17 protein-coding genes are annotated in these 17,596 nt (G+C 65.0%); 13 read left to right on the top strand and 4 right to left on the bottom strand.

Annotation, left to right across the window (positions count from 1 at the left end; genetic code table 11):
* The first annotated feature begins 177 nt into the window (after positions 1-177).
* From R2N16_RS03590 to R2N16_RS03550, 9 genes are all read left to right on the top strand, one after another.
* Positions 178-651, top strand: coding sequence for a hypothetical protein (locus tag R2N16_RS03590; RefSeq protein WP_316664195.1), 474 nt, complete (start codon positions 178-180; stop codon positions 649-651).
* Positions 648-2,414, top strand: coding sequence for a ShlB/FhaC/HecB family hemolysin secretion/activation protein (locus R2N16_RS03585; RefSeq protein ID WP_316664194.1), 1,767 nt, complete (start codon positions 648-650; stop codon positions 2,412-2,414). Before R2N16_RS03590 ends, R2N16_RS03585 begins: the two co-directional genes overlap by 4 nt.
* Positions 2,415-2,435: 21 nt before the next feature.
* The gene (locus tag R2N16_RS03580) at positions 2,436-2,759 is read left to right on the top strand and encodes a hypothetical protein (protein ID WP_316664193.1); all 324 of its coding nucleotides are present in this window, start codon (positions 2,436-2,438) and stop codon (positions 2,757-2,759) included.
* Between the two features lie 291 nt (positions 2,760-3,050).
* On the top strand, positions 3,051-4,124 hold the full coding sequence (locus R2N16_RS03575; RefSeq protein ID WP_316664192.1) for a hypothetical protein: 1,074 nt from the start codon (positions 3,051-3,053) through the stop codon (positions 4,122-4,124).
* Between the two features lie 395 nt (positions 4,125-4,519).
* The gene (locus tag R2N16_RS03570; protein ID WP_316664191.1) at positions 4,520-5,290 is read left to right on the top strand and encodes a FadR/GntR family transcriptional regulator; all 771 of its coding nucleotides are present in this window, start codon (positions 4,520-4,522) and stop codon (positions 5,288-5,290) included.
* Positions 5,287-6,126, top strand: coding sequence for a transporter substrate-binding domain-containing protein (locus tag R2N16_RS03565; RefSeq protein ID WP_316664190.1), 840 nt, complete (start codon positions 5,287-5,289; stop codon positions 6,124-6,126). The genes R2N16_RS03570 and R2N16_RS03565 overlap by 4 nt, the downstream gene beginning before the upstream one ends.
* A 68-nt stretch (positions 6,127-6,194) precedes the next feature.
* Positions 6,195-6,926: an amino acid ABC transporter permease gene (locus R2N16_RS03560; RefSeq protein WP_316664189.1), complete on the top strand. Its 732-nt coding sequence runs from the start codon at positions 6,195-6,197 to the stop codon at positions 6,924-6,926.
* Positions 6,923-7,576, top strand: a complete 654-nt coding sequence (locus R2N16_RS03555) for an amino acid ABC transporter permease (RefSeq protein ID WP_316664188.1) — start codon at positions 6,923-6,925, stop codon at positions 7,574-7,576. The genes R2N16_RS03560 and R2N16_RS03555 overlap by 4 nt, the downstream gene beginning before the upstream one ends.
* Positions 7,563-8,300, top strand: a complete 738-nt coding sequence (locus R2N16_RS03550; protein WP_316664187.1) for an amino acid ABC transporter ATP-binding protein — start codon at positions 7,563-7,565, stop codon at positions 8,298-8,300. Before R2N16_RS03555 ends, R2N16_RS03550 begins: the two co-directional genes overlap by 14 nt.
* Positions 8,301-8,354: 54 nt before the next feature.
* Here R2N16_RS03550 and R2N16_RS03545 read toward each other — a convergent pair whose 3' ends face one another.
* The gene (locus tag R2N16_RS03545; protein WP_316664186.1) at positions 8,355-9,578 is read right to left on the bottom strand and encodes an alginate lyase family protein; all 1,224 of its coding nucleotides are present in this window, start codon (positions 9,576-9,578) and stop codon (positions 8,355-8,357) included.
* Between the two features lie 714 nt (positions 9,579-10,292).
* On the opposite strand from R2N16_RS03545, the gene R2N16_RS03540 reads away from it, so the two are divergent.
* Both R2N16_RS03540 and R2N16_RS03535 read left to right on the top strand, forming a co-directional pair.
* Positions 10,293-10,568, top strand: a complete 276-nt coding sequence (locus R2N16_RS03540) for a fucose-binding lectin (RefSeq protein ID WP_316664185.1) — start codon at positions 10,293-10,295, stop codon at positions 10,566-10,568.
* A 378-nt stretch (positions 10,569-10,946) separates the two neighbouring features.
* Positions 10,947-11,885: a bestrophin family protein gene (locus R2N16_RS03535; RefSeq protein WP_316664184.1), complete on the top strand. Its 939-nt coding sequence runs from the start codon at positions 10,947-10,949 to the stop codon at positions 11,883-11,885.
* A gap of 21 nt (positions 11,886-11,906) precedes the next feature.
* On the opposite strand, the gene R2N16_RS03530 is transcribed toward R2N16_RS03535, so the two are convergent.
* Positions 11,907-12,578: an AraC family transcriptional regulator gene (locus R2N16_RS03530; RefSeq protein ID WP_316664183.1), complete on the bottom strand. Its 672-nt coding sequence runs from the start codon at positions 12,576-12,578 to the stop codon at positions 11,907-11,909.
* Positions 12,579-12,679: 101 nt separating this feature from the next.
* A complete protein-coding gene (locus R2N16_RS03525) occupies positions 12,680-13,378 on the bottom strand; it encodes a Crp/Fnr family transcriptional regulator (RefSeq protein WP_316664182.1) in 699 nt (232 codons plus the stop codon).
* 193 nt (positions 13,379-13,571) lie between these two features.
* Between R2N16_RS03525 and R2N16_RS03520 the strand changes: the two genes are divergently transcribed.
* The gene (locus tag R2N16_RS03520; RefSeq protein WP_316664181.1) at positions 13,572-15,206 is read left to right on the top strand and encodes an acyl-CoA synthetase; all 1,635 of its coding nucleotides are present in this window, start codon (positions 13,572-13,574) and stop codon (positions 15,204-15,206) included.
* A gap of 99 nt (positions 15,207-15,305) precedes the next feature.
* On the opposite strand, the gene R2N16_RS03515 is transcribed toward R2N16_RS03520, so the two are convergent.
* Positions 15,306-16,832 (bottom strand): lactonase family protein, encoded by a 1,527-nt coding sequence (locus tag R2N16_RS03515; RefSeq protein ID WP_316664180.1) that lies wholly within the window; start codon positions 16,830-16,832, stop codon positions 15,306-15,308.
* A gap of 200 nt (positions 16,833-17,032) precedes the next feature.
* On the opposite strand from R2N16_RS03515, the gene R2N16_RS03510 reads away from it, so the two are divergent.
* Positions 17,033-17,575: a GNAT family N-acetyltransferase gene (locus R2N16_RS03510; protein WP_316664179.1), complete on the top strand. Its 543-nt coding sequence runs from the start codon at positions 17,033-17,035 to the stop codon at positions 17,573-17,575.
* Positions 17,576-17,596 lie beyond the last annotated feature (21 nt).

The following is a 17,596-nucleotide window of genomic DNA, read 5'->3' as shown; positions in this document are numbered from 1 at the left end:
GGTATGCCTTCACTTCGGGGGCCAACAAAAGAACAATATCAGAGCATGTCGACATCGCAGAGAGTGATGTACATCGCGTTTGTCGTTATTGTTTTTTCTGCCGTTTTTTATGCCTGGATTTTTAAATAGATCGACATGAAATTTGCAGAGTCAGGCCCGATGCTGGCGTAATGAAAAGTGAACGAATTCCACCCTATGCACAACGTTCCCAATGATGCTCAGAGCGTATCCGAGTCGTGGATCAAGGACCCCTATGTCCTGCCACAAGTCACGCTCTACATCCTTGCCGTCATCATTTGTATTCAAGGCTGCTTCCAGCTAATCGCAGCGATTTTTGGCTTGGGTGTGTTGCCCGTTGGCACCGGCAATCCAGCAGCCTATCGCATCGTTACCTTCGTGATTCCCGGCTTGCAGAACCTGCTCGTTACAGCGGGCGCCGTAACGCTTGCCAGCCAGCTCAACACCTGCTCCGTGGTTGTCTGGCGTATTGCCGTGGTCGTGCTGGCAGCGGAGGCGCTTTTCAGCATGCTGGGTGTGTGGGCACAGTTCAATATCGTTTCGGCGTTGATGCTCGTACTCGCAGGCAGTGGTCTTGTAGCGCTTCTTCGCACCGGCCCCCAACAACGTAACCGCTTGGGTACATCTGAGTGAAGAACAACAAGAAGATCGCATACGTTGCGCTTGGCTCCATTGCTCTGCTTTTGTCGTCGCTTCCAGGCAGTCTCTTCGCACAATCGAGCCCCGGCCAATCGGCGGCCACTGCCAACGCCGAGCAGGAACAACGCCTGCGCCAACAGCAGGAAACCCGCGAACGCGAACAAGCGCTGCAGGCGCCCACCGTTCGTGCGCAGCAAGCCGAGCCCGTTGAGTTTCCTGCACTGCCCTCCGAGACGCCATGCTTCCGCATCGAGCGCTTTGCACTAGAGGCGTCGTCAGACCTGCCGGAAGCGGTACGCGCACACGGCGCATCTGCGTTGCCACAGGACCCGTTCGCCTTCGCCCGCGCCTGGCTCGACCACTACCGTGGCCAGTGCGTCGGCAAGCAAGGCGTGCAACTGCTTTCCAAGGGCGTCTCCCAAGCCATCCTCGCGCGCGGTTACGTCACCACGCGCGTACTTGTACCGCAGCAAGACCTCTCTGCCGGCACGCTACGCTTTGCGCTTATCCCCGGCACCATTGGCCAACTGCGCTTTGCCGATCCGAGCCTGCGCGGCACGTGGAAGTCGGCATTTCCCGCGCGCTCCGGTGACCTGCTGAACCTGCGCGACCTGGAGCAAGGCCTGGAGCAGATGAAGCGCGTGGCCAGCCAGGACGTCGACATGCAGATCGAACCGACGCAAGCGCCCGGCGTGAGCGATGTGGTGATAACGGTCAAGCGCACCAAGCCGTGGAGTGTGGTCGCCTCCGTCGACAACTCCGGCACGCGCGCCACGGGCAAGGTGCAGGGCAACGTGAGCCTGTCGATCGACAACCCCACGGGCCTGAACGACCTCTTCAACGTCGGGTACACCAAAGACCTGGACTACAGCAACGATGGGCACGGCACGCGGGGCTGGAATGCGTTCTATTCGGTGCCGTGGGGGTACTGGACTGGCACGCTGTCCGCCTACGCAAGTGACTACTTCCAACAGATCGCGGGCGTGAACCAAACCTTCGTGTCCGCCGGCAAGTCGCAGACCATCGACCTCAAGCTGCAGCGCGTCATCGAGCGCAGCCAGAACGATGTGCTTGGCGTGCAGTTCCGTCTGTCCCGGCGCTTCGGCAAAAGCTTCATCGAAGACACGGAGATTCCCCAGCAGAGGCGCAACAACACGATCGCCGAGGTAGGGCTCACAGACCGCCATTACTTCGGCGCGGCGCAGCTCGATGCCAACCTGGCGTACCGCCAAGGCATCGGTGCGCTTGGCGCCCAGGACGACACGCTCTCGGATGGCGGTGGGCCGACCTGGCGCTATCACATGGTAGTGGCCGATGCGAACCTGTCCGTGCCCTTCAAGATCGCATCGCAGAACCTGCGCTACGTCACCACCTTCCGAGGCCAATACACGCGCGACCACCTGTATTCGCTCGATGCCATGACGATCGGCAGCCGCTACACGGTGCGTGGCTTTGACGGGGAGAACCTGCTTGCGGGGGACTACGGATTTTACTGGCGCAACGAGTTGCAAGCGCCCATCGGGAACACGGGCCTGTCGCTCTATGGCGGCGTCGACTACGGTCACGTCTATGGCCCATCGACCGCCAACATCGTTGGTCGGCAACTCGCTGGCGCGGTGATTGGGTTGCGTGGTGGGTGGGCGACGCGCTTCGGCTCGCTCTCGTATGACCTGTTTGCGGGTACGCCGATCTACAAGCCGGCTGGCTTCGCTACAGCCAACATCACGACGGGCTTCCAAGTCACGTACCAATACTAAGTCCAGCGCATGGGGAAGCAGATGTACCGTGATATCAAGGTCAAGAGAATCAGCGCCGGCTCAATGCTCAAGCTCATTGCGATTGGCTTGTACCTGTCCATCGTGCCGTTCAGTTTGCTGGTCGGGGTCCTGTCGCTGTTCGGTATTGGCGGCGTGATGTGGAATGGCAGGCCGCTCTACGGCGTCACGGCATTGATAGCCAGTCCGTTCGTGGGCGTATTTGTAGCGACAATGTTCACGGCCATTGTCTGGGCCGGTTGCTCATTTGGTCTTTGGGTCTTTTCCCGGTATCGACCGATCGTTTTGGAACTCCAGGAATTCGACCCGCCCGCCCCGGAGAGATAGACCGTCGGCGAAGCTGCACAACAAGATCACACTTTCCTTCTTGGGGTGACGCGGCCACCTACAACAGTCGCCGCGTCACCGCACGGCACGATTCGGTTAGCCGCCACCGGCTGCGGCCTTGTTGCCGCGCCAGCCACCACGCACCGCTTGCTGCACCCTCCAAGGTTCGCCCACGCGGCCATGGCTTCGCCCAGGGCAGCCCGGCATGCGCCGCGCAGCCGCAACAATGCAGGCTCCGCGGGTGTCCGGTTTCGCCGGACCCGCCTGTTTCCTTTCTGCTCAGGAGTCGCCATGCCACGTGTTGACGGTGCAAGTTCTTCGGCGGTGCCCGCGCCTTCAACGGGCGAGGCATCCACCAGCAACACGGCCCCGCGCGCCGATGCCAACCTGCGCCAGCGCCCCGTGCGCGGCCGTGATGCCGCGTTGGCCGATCTGCCCGCGCCCCGCGCCAATGCCCCGCGCACGCCGGCAGCCGACACCGCCGTGGCCGAGCCGCGGCGCGGCCGCATGGCTGCCACGCTGGACCGCGTGCGCGGCGCCGGGCAGGCCCTGGCAGCGGCGGGCGGCCCTGCGGCACGCGCTGGGGTGCGCGCGGGGGCGGCCTTGGGGCAATACGCGCTGGAACACCCGTTGTTCACCGGCGGCCTGGGCGGCGTGGCGCTGGGCAACTACAACGCTTACCGCGCCCAGCAGCGCAACGATGTACACGCCTACGTCGGCGCCGCATCCATGACGGTGCTCAGCACGATGATGCTGGCCCTGCACACGGGCCGCGCCATTGCAGACCTGCTGCGCGCCAACCCCGCACCGCTGCGCGTGAGTGCAGACATGCTGTCTGACGCCGTCAACATGCTCAACGGCCTGGACGATGTGGACATGGCCGCAGAAGCCGGCCCGCACACGCTCTACGTGATCGACCACGTGCAGGACATTGCGGCAGTGCCGGCCAACCGGCTGCACCCGGCCGTGCGCAACGCGGCCGAGCAGGCCGGCGGCGACCCGCAGCAGCTGATCCGCAACCTGGTGGGCGTGCTCACGGGTCACCCGCCGGTGTATTCGCCGCGCAGGCCGGCGCCCGTCAACGCCAGGCCGGCCCCTGCGGATGCCGCACCGCTGCCCATCAGCGCAGAAACGCTGGGCCGCGCGGCCAACATGCTCACGGGCTTTGACGACCATCACGACCTGTCGGGCGAAGCAGGGCCGCACCGCTTGCACGTCATCAACCTCGTGCGCGACCTGGCCTCCGTGCCCGCCGGCCAGTTGCACCCGGCAGTGCGCCAGGCCGCAGAGGCTGCCGGCGACAACGCGCTGCAGTTGGTTCGCAACCTGATCGCCGCGGTGCAGCGCGATCCGTCCATCGTTTAGGCGCACCCCCAGGGTAAGCACGGCCGGGCAGGGCCAACCTGCGTGGGGTACCGCGGCGTGTCCCACATTGGCTGGGCCCCAAGTTGTCTATCTCGCCTATCGCCGTCCCGCTTCTGGTGACGCACGATAGGGTTGGCGCTCTGCCGCTGGTGCATGGCAAGGCGGGGGCGCGCTTCCCCCAATCGGCTGCATGTTCCAAACCGGTGCGCTGCGCACCAAGTCCAAGCCACCGACGCCCCCAGCCCACAGCCCACGCCTCGCGCCAGGGCATGGCCCAGGCAACCAACCCCCCATAGTACCGCCTAAAACGCCACGCCATGCTGCATGGCACAAAACTCGCATAAGCCGTGGGCGACCGGTCAGACCACGACCGTGTCTTTCCCCAATGTCGGCCCATGCACAGCATTCCATCCTCCGTCGCGCAAGCACTCCAGCAACGCATCCTGTGCGGCGATTACCCCAGTGGCAGCCGCCTGCCGCCGCAGCGTGAGCTGGCGGAAAGCCTGGGCGTGAGCCGCGCGTCGTTGCGCGAAGCGCTGACGGTGCTGGAGACGCTGGGCCTCGTAGACATCCTGCCCAGCCGGGGCGTGGTGGTGCGCGGCCCGCAGGCGAGCGCCGAGCGCTTGCATCGCCCGTTTGCCACGCCGGCGCTGGGCACGCTGTCGCCACGTCAGTTGATTGAGCTACGCCTGGTGCTGGAGCCCGGTTGGACGGCGCTGGCCGCCGCGCGCATGCATGCCGCCGGCCTGCGCCACCTGCAGTGGCTGCAGCAGCAGTTGGCCCATGCGCTGGAGCGCAATGATTTGCTGAGCGCGGCGGAGGCGGATCTGCACTTCCACCTTCTGCTGGCGCAGATGTCGGGCAACCCCGGGCTGGCGGCCATGGCGGGCCAGTTGGAGCACGCGATTGGCCACAGCCTGCGCCTGCCCTTTGCCCGCAACGGCGCAGACGACCACCCCGCGCACGAGCACGACGCCATCGTGCAGGCCATTGCCGCAGGCGATGCCGCCGCCAGCGCAGAGGCCATGCGCGCCCATCTCTTGTCGGCCGCGCGCCGCAGCGGCATCGACCTGAGCGCCGCGCCCACCGCGCCCGAACCCATGCAACACGAACCGGTTTCCTTTCGCCTCGTCTCCACTGCTGAATCCCAAGGAGTTCTTGAATGACCCGCATCACCGTCAGCCCCACCGCCCGCCAGACCCTGCGCCACACCTCGCGCCGCGTCTTCCTCCACGCCGTCATGGCGGCCAGCGCGGTTGTCGCGTTGTTGCCGGGCCGCCCGGCCCATGCCGACGCGCTGGCCAACATCCAGAAAGCCGGCGTGATTCGCGTGGCGATCCCGAATGACTTTCCGCCGTTCGGCTCGCTGGGCCCGGATCTGAAGCTGCAGGGCTATGACATCGACATGGCCAACCTCGTCGCCAAGGAACTCGGCGTCAAGGCGGAGCTTGTGCCAGTCACCAGCACCAACCGCATTCCGTTCCTCACCACGGGCAAGGTGGATGTCGTCATCTCCAGCCTGGGTAAGAACGCCGAGCGCGCCAAGGTGATCGACTTTACGCAGGCGTATGCGCCGTTTCCCAAGAGCGTGTACGGCCCGAAGGATGTGTCGATCAAGGCACCGGCAGATCTGGCCGGCAAGACGATTGGCGTGACGCGCGGTTCGACCGAAGACCTGGCGCTCTCGGCCGTTGCGCCGGCGTCGGCCACCATCAAGCGCTATGAAGACAACAACGCCACCGCGCAGAGCTACCTGATCGGTCAGGTGCAGCTGGTGACGGTGGGCAACATCGTGGCCAATGCGGTGAACGAGCGCACGAAGCTGCGCCAGCTCGACCTGAAGTTCCCCGTGGAAGACACGCCCTGCTATGTGGGCGTGGCCAAGGGCGAGCCCGCGCTGCTCGACAAGGTGAATACCGTCATCACCAAGCTGAAGACGGATGGCCGCCTGAACGATCTGTCGCAGCGCTGGATCAAGATGCCGCTGCCGGCAAAGATGTAAGCACCGCGCACGCCTTCGCAACACAGGCCCGGCGCCCGCGGTGGTTTGCCGGGCCACGGATGACCTCCATGGCTTATCAATTCGACTTTGGCGCTGTCTTCAGTTACAGCGGCCAGCTCGCGCAGGGCGCGGCATTCACGCTCGCGCTCACGGCGGCGGGCGCGGTGCTTGGTGGCGCCATCGGCATTGCCGGGGGCGTGTGCCGCGCCTGGCGCATTGCCCCGTTCAACGCGCTGTTCAAGGTGTATGTGGAAGGCATTCGCAATACGCCGTTCCTGGTGCAGTTGATGTTCGTGTTCTTCGGCTTGCCCTCGCTGGGTGTGCAGATCAACGAATGGCAGGCGGCGTTGCTCACGGCGGTGGTCAACCTGGGCGCTTACATCACAGAGATCGTGCGTGCGGGCATTCAAGAAACACCGCGTGGCCAGTTGGAAGCCGCAAACGCGCTGGCGATGAGCCGCTGGGCCATCTTCCGGCATGTGGTGCTGCGCCCGGCCCTGCAGAAGGTGTGGCCGGCGCTGAGCAGCCAGATCGTGATCGTGATGCTGGGCACGTCGGTCGTCTCGCAGATTGCCGCGCAGGATCTGACCTTTGCCGCCAACTTCATCCAGTCGCGCAACTTCCGCGCGTTTGAAACCTACCTGGTGGTGACAGCGATGTACTTTGCGCTGGCGCTGTTGCTGCGTCAGTTGCTGGCCTGGATCGGGCAGCGCTTTGTCGTGGGCCGTCGCGCGCCGGTGGCGCCCGCAGCACCGCTCGCCACCACCAACGCAGCCGCCTCCACTGGAAACGCAGCATGATTGCCGACATCCCTCTGTTGCCCATTCTCCTCAAGCTGGGGGAAGGGCTGCTCGCCACGCTCATGCTGTCGCTCATGGCCTTTGCGCTGGGCGGCACGGCTGGCCTCGTTGTGCTGTTTGCCCGCGTGGGGCGCAACGCCACACTGCAGCGCGTGAGCAAGGCTTACATCCAACTGTTTCAGAACACGCCGCTGCTCATGCAGATGTTCATCGTGTTCTTTGGTGCGTCCATGGCGGGGTTTGAGATGTCGCCCTGGACGGCTGCCGCCATCGGCCTGACGCTGTACACCAGCGCCTATCTGGCCGAGGTGTGGCGCGGCTGCGTGGAGGCCATTCCGCGCGGGCAGTGGGAGGCGTCTTCCAGCCTGGCGATGGGCTACTTCCAGCAGATGCGGCACGTGGTGCTGCCGCAGGCCGTGCGGCTGTCGATTGCGCCCACCGTGGGGTTCTCCGTGCAGATCGTCAAAGGCACGGCGGTGGCGTCCATCATCGGGTTTGAAGATCTGTCCAAGCTGGGTTCGGTGCTGGCCAATGCCACCTTCCAGCCGTTCCTCATCTACGGGCTGGTCGCCATTGCGTACTTCGCGCTGTGCTGGCCGCTGTCTCTTTACGCCTCTCATCTGGAAAAGAAGCTCTATGCCGCTCGTTGATCTCTGCGCCGTACACAAGCATTACGGCAACAACCATGTTCTCAAGGGCGTGGACCTGCGCGTTGAAAGCGGCCAGGTGGTCGCCATCATCGGGCGCAGCGGCTCGGGCAAGAGCACGCTGCTGCGGTCCATCAACGGGCTGGAAGCCATTGATGACGGCCAGATCGTTGTCGACAACGCCGTGCTCAAGGGCTCGCAGGCCACGCCCGCGCAGTTGCGCGCGCTGCGCCTGAACGTGGGCATGGTGTTCCAGCAGTTCAACCTGTTTCCGCACCTGACGGCGGGCGAGAACGTGGCGCTGTCGCCGGTGGTGGTCAAGGGCATGAAGAAGTCAGACGCCAATGACCTTGCGCGCCAGATGATGGCCAAGGTCGGGCTGGCCGAAAAGTTCGACGCTTACCCCGACCAGCTCAGCGGCGGCCAGCAGCAGCGCGTGGCCATTGCCCGGGCGCTTGCCATGCAGCCGAAGGTGCTGCTGTGCGACGAGATCACCTCCGCGCTGGACCCGGAGCTGGTGAACGAGGTCCTGGCCGTGGTGAAGCAACTCGCCGCCGAAGGCATGACGCTGATCATGGTCACGCACGAGATGCGCTTCGCGCGTGATGTGGGCGATCAGCTCGTCTTCATGCACCAGGGGTTGATCCATGAGAGCGGGCCGGCCAAGGAGGTGTTTGCCAGCCCCAAGACGGCGGAGCTGGCGGCGTTCATTGGCGCGGTGCAGTAAGTGTTGTGACGGCCCTGCACACCCGCTGCCGAACGGGTGCCGTCAGTGTCGGTGTCAGCGTTGGCCCGCTGCTGCGAGCGGCTTGAGCGTATATGCCAGCGTGCCGTAGCCGAGCTGGTCGAAGCCGCCGCTGTTCGGGCCGTAGTCTCCGCCGCCGCCTTCGGGTTGCACCCGCTGCGCAAACGCGGTCACCCCAGGGGCGTGCCGCTTCTTCAGCACCACGTAGTGGTTGTAGAGCAGCGCCCAGATGGGGCGCACGTCGCCGCGGCTGCCGGCAGAAATCTCGGGCTGCGTCACGTCGCTGTTGCGGTACGGCGTGTACGGCACGTCCTGTCCGAGGTTGTAGCGGGCGGCATATTCGGCGCCTTTGAGCACGCGGCTGTCGTCATAGCCGAAGAGGTCGTCGCCCTGGTTCCACGCCATCTGGCAAAACACACCCAGCAGCGCGATGTCGAGCATGGTGTGCCCCTGGTCGCGCCCGCTCTCCTGCACCTGGCCGAGCCCATCGGGATAGAGCTGCCAGACCACGTGATCGATGGCGCCATTCCCTTGCCCGTGCTTGAAGTAGTCCACGGCTTCGGCATAGATGTCGCGGCGGTCGGTCAGCACGCCGATGGCCAGCATTGCGCTCATGTTGGCCAAGTCCCAGTTGGCCCAGTAGTGGTCGATCCTGGCGCCGTTGTGCCGGGTCAGGAAGTCGTGGTTCATGGGATAGAACACATTGAGCATCATGGCCTGGAAGCGCCGGAAATCTTCCGGCTGCCATTGCGGCACGGCCCGCAGGATCTCGGCAGCATTCGCCAGCTCGTAACCGTAGATGCCCGACGCGAGGAACTTGTCCGAGCTGCCGTCAATGCGCGTGAGCGTGGATGACCACGCGTTCAGGATGTCGATGGCTTTCTGCGCATAGGCGTCGTCACCCGAGACCTTCCAGCGCAGCGCCAGTGCATACGCTGCGGCTGCGTCGTTGAATAGCACGGCGTAGTTCTCGGCGTGCTCGGGGTTGCGCCCACGATAGACGACGGCCAGTGGGCGCGGATTCCATTTGAGCGAGGCATGCGGGTTGGCAGCGAGCCGTTGCCAGCCGTCTTGCCACGGCTGCGTGCCCTGCGCCACGGCATGGCGCATCCGCAAGAAATCCTGTTCGGTATGCAGCAGGCCTGGGTGTACGAACGGTTTCACCTCCGGCGCTGCCGCTGCTGTGGCGCCGGCGGCGCAGGTCAGCAACACGGCACAAAGCCAGCGTCGGAGCAGTCGGGGGCGACGGGTGTTTTGCATGGGCATCCAATGGGCGGCAATTCGCCTGCGATATTCCAAGTGCGGGGCCACCGCGTCAACTCTCAACGTTTTTTGAGGATGTGGATGGTGGGTGTGGGTTCGCTTGTCTGGCGATGGTTGGGTGCCGGGGATCTTGCCGCTTGCCTATCGCCGCAACACCGCACGTTCCCTCGCTGCCAGCTGCTCGAAGTGGTCATGCCAGGTGTTGACGGTTCCAGGTCTTTGGCGGTGCCGTCGCCATCTGCGGGCAGCGGAGTCCCCTGGCGACAATGCGCAGCAGCGGGTACGCAACCTCGTGACGGTGCTCCAGCACAATCCGACCATCCTGCGGGCGCGTGGGCAGGCCCCGTCCCTCCGGGGCATTGATGCCAGGGGCGGGGGAGCGTGCACCTGCCTCGTTACCGCAGCAGGCGTGCCATCGTTTGCATATCGTTGGGTTTAGTTATTTTTATGGTCCTGCATATGTGGTATTCGTGCCGACGAAAAGCACTCCTTTGGGTTATTTTGAGGGTTCTCCTGGCAGCATTATGTTTGTGATTTTGGTGTGGGTCGGATTTTAAGTGGCGTCTCCATCTGTTGTTCTTATCTCTCAGCAGCGGCCGGAATTTTATTTGCTTATGCTACCGAAGCCCTGAATTCGGGCCGTAGTAAATGCCGCGAAAATCGCGCTGCATTTTCTTGATGGATATTGAAATCACATTCTGGAGATAAAACATGTCGAACGTTCAGACTGCTGCCACGTCGTGGGGGACAGTACCGTCGATCCGTGTGTACACGGCCAATGGTGGCAAGATCACCGAGCGTTGCTATGACGGGAAGGGGTGGTACACGGGCGCTTTCAGCGAGCCCGGCGATAACGTTTCTGCCACCAGCTGGCTGGTCGGCAGCACTGTCCATATCCGCGTGTATGCAACCAGCGGCAGCAATACCACCGAGTGGTGCTGGGACGGCAGCAGCTGGACCAAGGGCGCCTACACCGCGACCAACTGATTTTCTGCGGGTTTGATCATGCGGAATCCCAAAAAAAGGGGTTCCGCATAGGTTGGCGTAAAGCGAGTGCGTTCGCTTTGCGCCGATTTGCGTTTTTGATGGTTAATGTGCTGCGCTTTTTTCCGGCGTTTGAGCCCGTGGGTATTATTTGAAGGCCATTGACCCATAAAATCATTGCGGCCACGGCGGGGCAAGGTCCCGCGTGCCGGCAATGCATGTGCCGTGATGCTGGCGCGCGCCTCTCCAGCATGACGCAGCGCCGCCCGGCACCGAGCCACACCTGCCGCACCAGCCGTACATGCACCCCAAGACGGGTGTCAGGCGCCCGGGGTGCTCTGCGATAATCGCAGCACTCCAAGCTCCCGCTTCACCCTCCCCATGGTTGTCCGCCCCCATCTGCACTGGTTCCGCATGCTGCTCGCATGGCGCGGTTCGGTGCTGCCGCAGCTTCTGCCGCGCCTGTTCCTGATCTTCTGCGTGTCGTTGGTGGCCATCGCGGTGCATGCGCATCTGTTGCCCATCTCGGTCAACTTGAGCACGACGCCGTTCTCGCTCGTCGGCATTGCGCTGGCGGTGTTCCTGGGCTTTCGCAACAACGCGAGCTACGACCGCTACTGGGAGGCGCGCAAGCTCTGGGGCCAGTTGCTCAACACGGCGCGTTCGCTCACGCGTCAGGCACTCACGCTGCCGCGTGGCGATGGCGCGAACGGTGGCGTGGCGGATGCCGACGTGCGCGAGTTCGCGCAGGTGCTGGGTGCGCTGCCGCATGCGCTGCGCCACCAGTTGCGCCACACCGATGCGCGCGAAGACCTGGCAGCCCGCCTGCCCGCGCCGCTGGTCGAGCGCGTGATGGCCGCGCGCTACCGGCCCATCGTCATCGTGCAGTGGCTGGGTGAATGGGTGCAGCGTCGCACGCAAGCCGGTGCCGTGGATGCCTATGCCGCGCTGGCGTTCGACCGCAACCTGAACGAGCTGTCGAACAGCATCGGCGGGTGCGAGCGCATTGCCGGCACGCCGCTGCCGTTTGCGTACTCGGTCATGATCCACCGCACGGTGTACTTCTTCTGCGCGGCACTGCCCTTCGGGCTGGTAGAAAGCATCGGCAGCTTCACACCCGTGTTTGCGGTGTTCGTCGCATACACCTTCATGGCGCACGAGGCCATCGCCTCGCAGCTCGAAGACCCCTTCGGCACCGAAGACAACGACCTCGCGCTCAATGCGCTGTCCAACACGATCGAAGACGCCGTGCTCGACATCCTTGGAGAACCGAGCCCGTTGCCGCGTGCGGGAGTGCGGCGCGGGGTGATTGTGGATTGATGCGTCGGCTGCGGCCGACGCCTAAACCGCAAGCGCCAGCGGCTGCGCCCAGTGCGCCAGCGCGGGCGCGCCGCCGTGCTGCGCACCGCCCACCGCATCCGCGGTGTCGGCCACCAGGGCGCCAAGCTCCACCCCAAACTGGCTCGCGCACGTTTCGTTCAGCGTGCGCACGTTGCGCAGGCCGGCCCGCCTGGCCAGCGCGTGCAGCGCTTCGGCCTCGGGCTCGGCGTGGCCGCACGTCTGCGCCAGCCGGTACAGCGCCCAGGCGGCGCGTTGCTCGCGCACCAGCGCATGCAGTGCTTCCCCTTCTGCAAACAGCCGCGCACGCACCTGGCGCGGGCAGGCCTGCCAGCATTCGCTGAGCAGGGTGGCGTTCCAGGCCTGCGCCGGGTGTTCGAACACCAGCGTGGCCAGCGAACGGGCCCACGGCTTGTCATGCTGGATGGCGGCCATGCGCGGGCAGCCGGCGTCAGGCACCGCCTTGAATGTGATGGCGCACGGCTGCCACACGGTGCCCGGAATCTCGCAACCGAAATGCGCGAAGGCGGGCACCACGAACGGGTTGCCCGGGCGCACTTCGCGCCTGCCGTTGGCATCGCGCAGGCATGCGCTGCCCTGCTCGGCCTGCACGCGTACCGCAAACGGAAAGCGCAGGCGCGAGAGTCGGACGTGGGCACGGCTGATGAGTGGCATGGTGGACCGATGAGGCGGCGGATGAAGCGCGACTGTCGCAGGATTCTATGTCTGCGCGCAACGGGGCAATGTCGCTCGGGTGACAAATGCCAGCGCGGCCCTTACAGCTCTGACAGACCGAAGAGCCGCAGCCGCTCGAGGTCGGTCACGCGAATGGTCTGGTATGACTGCGTGATCATTCCGTCTTCGGCCAGCCGTTGCAGCGCGCGGTTCACGCGCTGGCGCGACAGCCCCGTCAGCAGCCCGATTTCTTCCTGCGACAGCTCCAGCACAGCGCTCGTGCGCGGGTACAGGGCAGGGTGGAACAACTGCGCAATCGCTTGCGCCACGCGCGCATCGGCGCTCAGCAGGCGGTCGTTCTGCACGGTGGCAATGAACTGACCCATGCGTTCGTTGAGCTGGCGCACCACAAAGCTGGCAAACGGCAGGCTCTGTGCGAGCAGCGTATTGAACACGGGTTCGGGCACCAGCAGCACGTGCGAGGCGCGAATGGCGATCACGTCGTAGCGGCGGTCCTCGCGCTTGATGACGCTGCCCTCGCCGCACCAGCCGCCCGCTGGCACGCCGGAGAACGTGCAGCCGCGCCCGTCGGAGGTGTACACGGCCAGCTTGATGAGTCCGGTGTCGACGCCGATCCAGTAGCGAGACGGCTCGCCGCGGCGGGCAATGAATGCGCCGGGCTCGAATGCCTGTAGCAGGGTTTCTCGCGCGGCCAGGGCCTGGTGTTCAGGCGCCAGCGCAGTGAACCACGCATGGCCTTCGAGTTGCGTGGCGGGCGTCGGAGCACGGGGTGTCGTCATGGCAGGCGGGGGCACACGGTCAAAGGTGGCGGGGGCGCGTGTGGCTCTGCCTTCGCTTTGTAAGAAACCCGTCAGCCTTGGTATGGCGTGGGTTTCCGGGCGGTTTGTCATCCGGGTGACAGAGTGCGGGAGCCGGCAGATGATAGCGTTGACCAACAAAAAGCAACAGCGCCCGGCGCATGGAGACACAGCAATGCCAACGGATTTTGATAGCGGTCTGGCCCGCAACGCGGCCAACTTCGTCCCGCTTACACCCATCGAGTTTCTTGCCCGCGCGGCCGATGTTTATGGCGACCGCCTGGCCATCGTGCATGGGCCGGTGCGCCAGAACTGGCGAGATACCTACCTGCGCGCGCGGCGCCTGGCCAGTGCGCTGTCGCTGGCCGGCGTGGGCCGTGGCGACACAGTGGCGGCGTTGCTGCCCAACACGCCCGCCATGGTTGAAGCACATTTCGGGGTGCCGATGGCGGGCGGTGTGCTCAACGCGCTGAACATCCGCCTGGATGCCGCCAACCTCGTCTTCATGCTGCGTCATGGCGAGGCCCGCGTGCTGCTGGCCGATACCGAGTTTGCCGACGTGGCCCGCCAGATGGCGCTGGAAATTCCCGGCCTGAAAGTGATTGCCGTCAACGATGCCCTGGGCCCGCAGGCCGAGCCGTTTGGCGATACCGATTACGAATCCTTCCTGGCCTCGGGCGACCCGGACTACGCCTGGCAGATGCCGGCCGACGAGTGGGATGCGATTGCGCTGAACTACACCTCGGGCACCACGGGCGACCCGAAGGGCGTGGTCTACCACCATCGCGGCGCGACCATCAATGCGGTGTCGAACATCCTGGAGTGGGATCTGCCCAAGCATCCGGTCTACCTCTGGACGCTGCCGATGTTCCACTGCAACGGCTGGTGCTTCCCGTGGACGATCGCGGCGCGCGCGGGCGTAAACGTCTGCCTGCGCAAGTTCGAACCGAAGCTGGTGTTCGACCTCATGCGCGATGAGGGCGTGACGCACTACTGCGCCGCGCCCATCGTGCACACCGCGCTGGTGAACGCGCCGCCGTCGTGGCGCGAGGGCCTGCGCGGGCCGGTGCGCGGCATGGTGGCGGGCGCGCCGCCGCCGGCCGCCGTGCTGGCGCAGATGGAAGCCATGGGTTTTGAGCTGACGCACGTCTACGGCCTGACCGAGGTGTATGGCCCCGCAGCCGTCTGTGCCGAGCAGGACGAATGGCGTGTGCTGCCCGAGCACGACCGCGCGACGATGAAGGCACGCCAGGGCGTGCGCTATCACCTGCAATCGCAGGTGGCGGTGCTGGACCCGGAAAAGATGCTGCCCGTGCCGGCCGATGGCGAGACCATCGGCGAGATCATGTTCCGCGGCAACATCTGCATGAAGGGCTACCTCAAGAACGAGAAGGCCACGCGCGAGGCCTTTGCCGGCGGCTGGTTCCACACCGGCGACCTGGGCGTCTGCATGCCCGACGGCTACATCAAGATCAAGGACCGCAGCAAGGACATCATCATCTCCGGCGGCGAGAACATCTCCAGCGTGGAGGTGGAAGACGCGCTGTATCGCCACCCCGCCGTGCTGGCCGCCGCCGTGGTCGCCCAGCCCGATGCCAAGTGGGGCGAAACACCGTGCGCCTTCGTTGAACTCAAGGACGGCGCCACCGCCACTGCGGAAGACCTGATCGCCCACTGCAAGACATTGCTGGCCGGCTTCAAGGTGCCCAAGGCGGTGTTCTTCGGGCCGCTGCCCAAGACGTCGACGGGCAAGATCCAGAAATACGAACTGCGCCGCAAGGTGAAGTCCACCTCGGCGATTGATGTGTGAGCCCAGCGCGGGCCGTCACATGCGCCCGCAACGAGAAGCAAAACGGAGCCCCGTGCGTGCGCAGGGGGCTCCGAACAGGCGCCTGAACCGGCAAGCGTTTCAAGGCACCGCCACAATCGCCATCCCGCGCGGGATGTTGCCGGTGGCGGCTGATCCGCTGGCTACGGCGGTCAGCTTGCCGGTGGTGCTGTTGATGCTGTAGGCGCTGACGCTGTTGTCCACGGCGTTGACCACGTAGGCGAAGGTACCGGCGGGGTTGACGAGCACGGTCACGGGGGCGTTGCCGGTGGGTGTGGTGTCGACCAGCGTGAGCGCGCCATTGGCGGAGTTGATGCTGAAGACGCTCACGGTGTTGGCCAGCACGTTGGTCACATACATGAAGCCGCCCGACGGTGCGATCGCAATGTAGTACGGGTTGGTGCCCGCCGCCACCGGTGTGCCCGATGCGGTGAGCACACCCGTGTTGCTGATGCTGAAGACGTTGATGGTGTTGTCTGCGGCGTTGGTCACGTAAGCGTAGGTGCCTGCCGCGTTGACCGCGATGAACTGCGGCGTGTTGCCCGTGTTGACCGCGGTGCCCACCTGCGTGAGCGCACCGGTGGTGTTGTTGACGGCGAAGGCCATGGCCGTGCCCGGCGTGGCGCCGCTGTTGGCGTTCACCACATAGGCAAAGGTGCCTGCGCTGTTGATGGTGACGGTGTAGGGGTTGGCCCCGGCGGTGATGGGCGCGAGCGCGGTGAGTGCACCGGTGCCCGCATTGACCGAGAACGCCGAAAGCGTGTTGTCACCATAGTTGGCCGTGTAGGCAAACTTGCCGTTGGGCGTGCGTGCAATGCTGTAAGGCTGCATGCCCGTGGCCGTGGCCTTGCCCACCACCGTGAGCAGACCGGTATCGGCATTGATGGAAAGCGTGGTGACGGTGTTGTCGTTGGCGTTGGCTACGTAGACGTACTTGCCTGCCGGGTCGATGGTCAGCGACAGCGGCCCTTGCCCCACCGCCACCGATGCGCCGATGGCCGTGGGCATGCCCGTGGTCAGGTCCAGCGTGAAGGCAGAGATGGTGCCGTCGATGGAGTTGACCGCATAGCCGAACAGGGGCCGTGGCGCGCAGGCCACTGCAATGGTGGTCACGTTGCTTGTGCCCACGATGCCGCTGCCGTTGGTCACGGTGCAGTTCTCACCCGAGGGCCGCGTGCCCACCGTGGCCGCATAGGGCTTGCCCTGCGCGAGCTTGGTCGGAAAGTGGAAGCTGCCGTTGGCGCTGACGACGACAGCGTCGCCGCCGTTGTCCAGCAGCGTGACGGACTTGCCCGTGGCCAGGCCGCTCACAGTGCCGCCTACGGAGTAGGTCGCGGGGGCGGGGGCGGGCGCGGGTGCCGGCGTTGGTGTTGGTGTTGGCGACGGTGTGGGCGCGGGCGTGTTGTTGCTCGTCGGTGGGGGCGTGGTACCTCCATCTTCACCGCCACCGCAGGCGGTGAGCCCCAGCGACAGCGCGGCGGCCATCACCAGCGCGGCGCCGTGCATGCCGCGCGTGTGTCGTGCGGTGTCGGGTGGGATCGGTGCCGGTGTTGGTTGTGCGTGTGCGCTGTTGCTGCGTTGCGCTTGGGCAATGACAAGCTCGGCCATGGCTCCCCCCGTTCTGGTTGTCGCGGTTTGTTGACTCGCGTTTCCGGAAGCATAGGTACCCCCGCCCACACCGACATAGGCCAATTGACGGACAAAGCCCTCGGCTTCATGGACGGAGGCGGCACTGTTGGGGCCAGCGCATGTGATTGGCGCGATACTGACGACGTTTGCCTGCTCCCCGCCTATACGCGCTGTCAGCCATGTCCAATGCCAACCCGAACAACAACAACGCCGTGGTGATCCGCCGGCTGTCTTCTGCCAATGCGGCCGATGTGGCTGACTATCGCGCCATTCGACTGGCAGCGCTCAAGGATTCCCCCGACGCATTCGGTTCAACCTACGAGGCCGAAGCGGGGCTCTCGATGGAGGCATTTGCCGAGCGGTTGGCCACCACGATTGTGCTGGGCGCCTATGAGGGCACCGGCGGCGTAAGCATCATCGGCATGGTCGGCTTCAAGCAGCAGACGATGCCCAAGCTTGCGCACAAGGGTTTCGTGTGGGGCTTTTACGTGGCGCCCGCCGCGCGCGGGCGGGGCGTGGGGGCGGCGCTGGTCGAGCGCATCGTGGCGGCCGCAAGTGGGGTGGTGCAGCAGCTCACGCTGTCGGTGGTGCACGGCAACGATGCGGCGCTGGCGCTGTACGAGCGTTGCGGGTTTGAAACCTACGGCGTTGAGCCGCGCGCGCTCAAATCGACCACGGGCTACGCAGATGAAGTGCTGATGGTGCGCTTCCTGCAGGGGTAGGCCTGTAGGTGCAGCGCCTAC

The organism is Ralstonia psammae, assembly GCF_958405935.1.
In the GTDB taxonomy this organism is placed as follows: Bacteria; Pseudomonadota; Gammaproteobacteria; order Burkholderiales; family Burkholderiaceae; genus Ralstonia; species Ralstonia psammae.
Note: the sequence above shows the minus strand (reverse complement) of the source record. Positions and strands in the feature narration are given on the sequence as shown.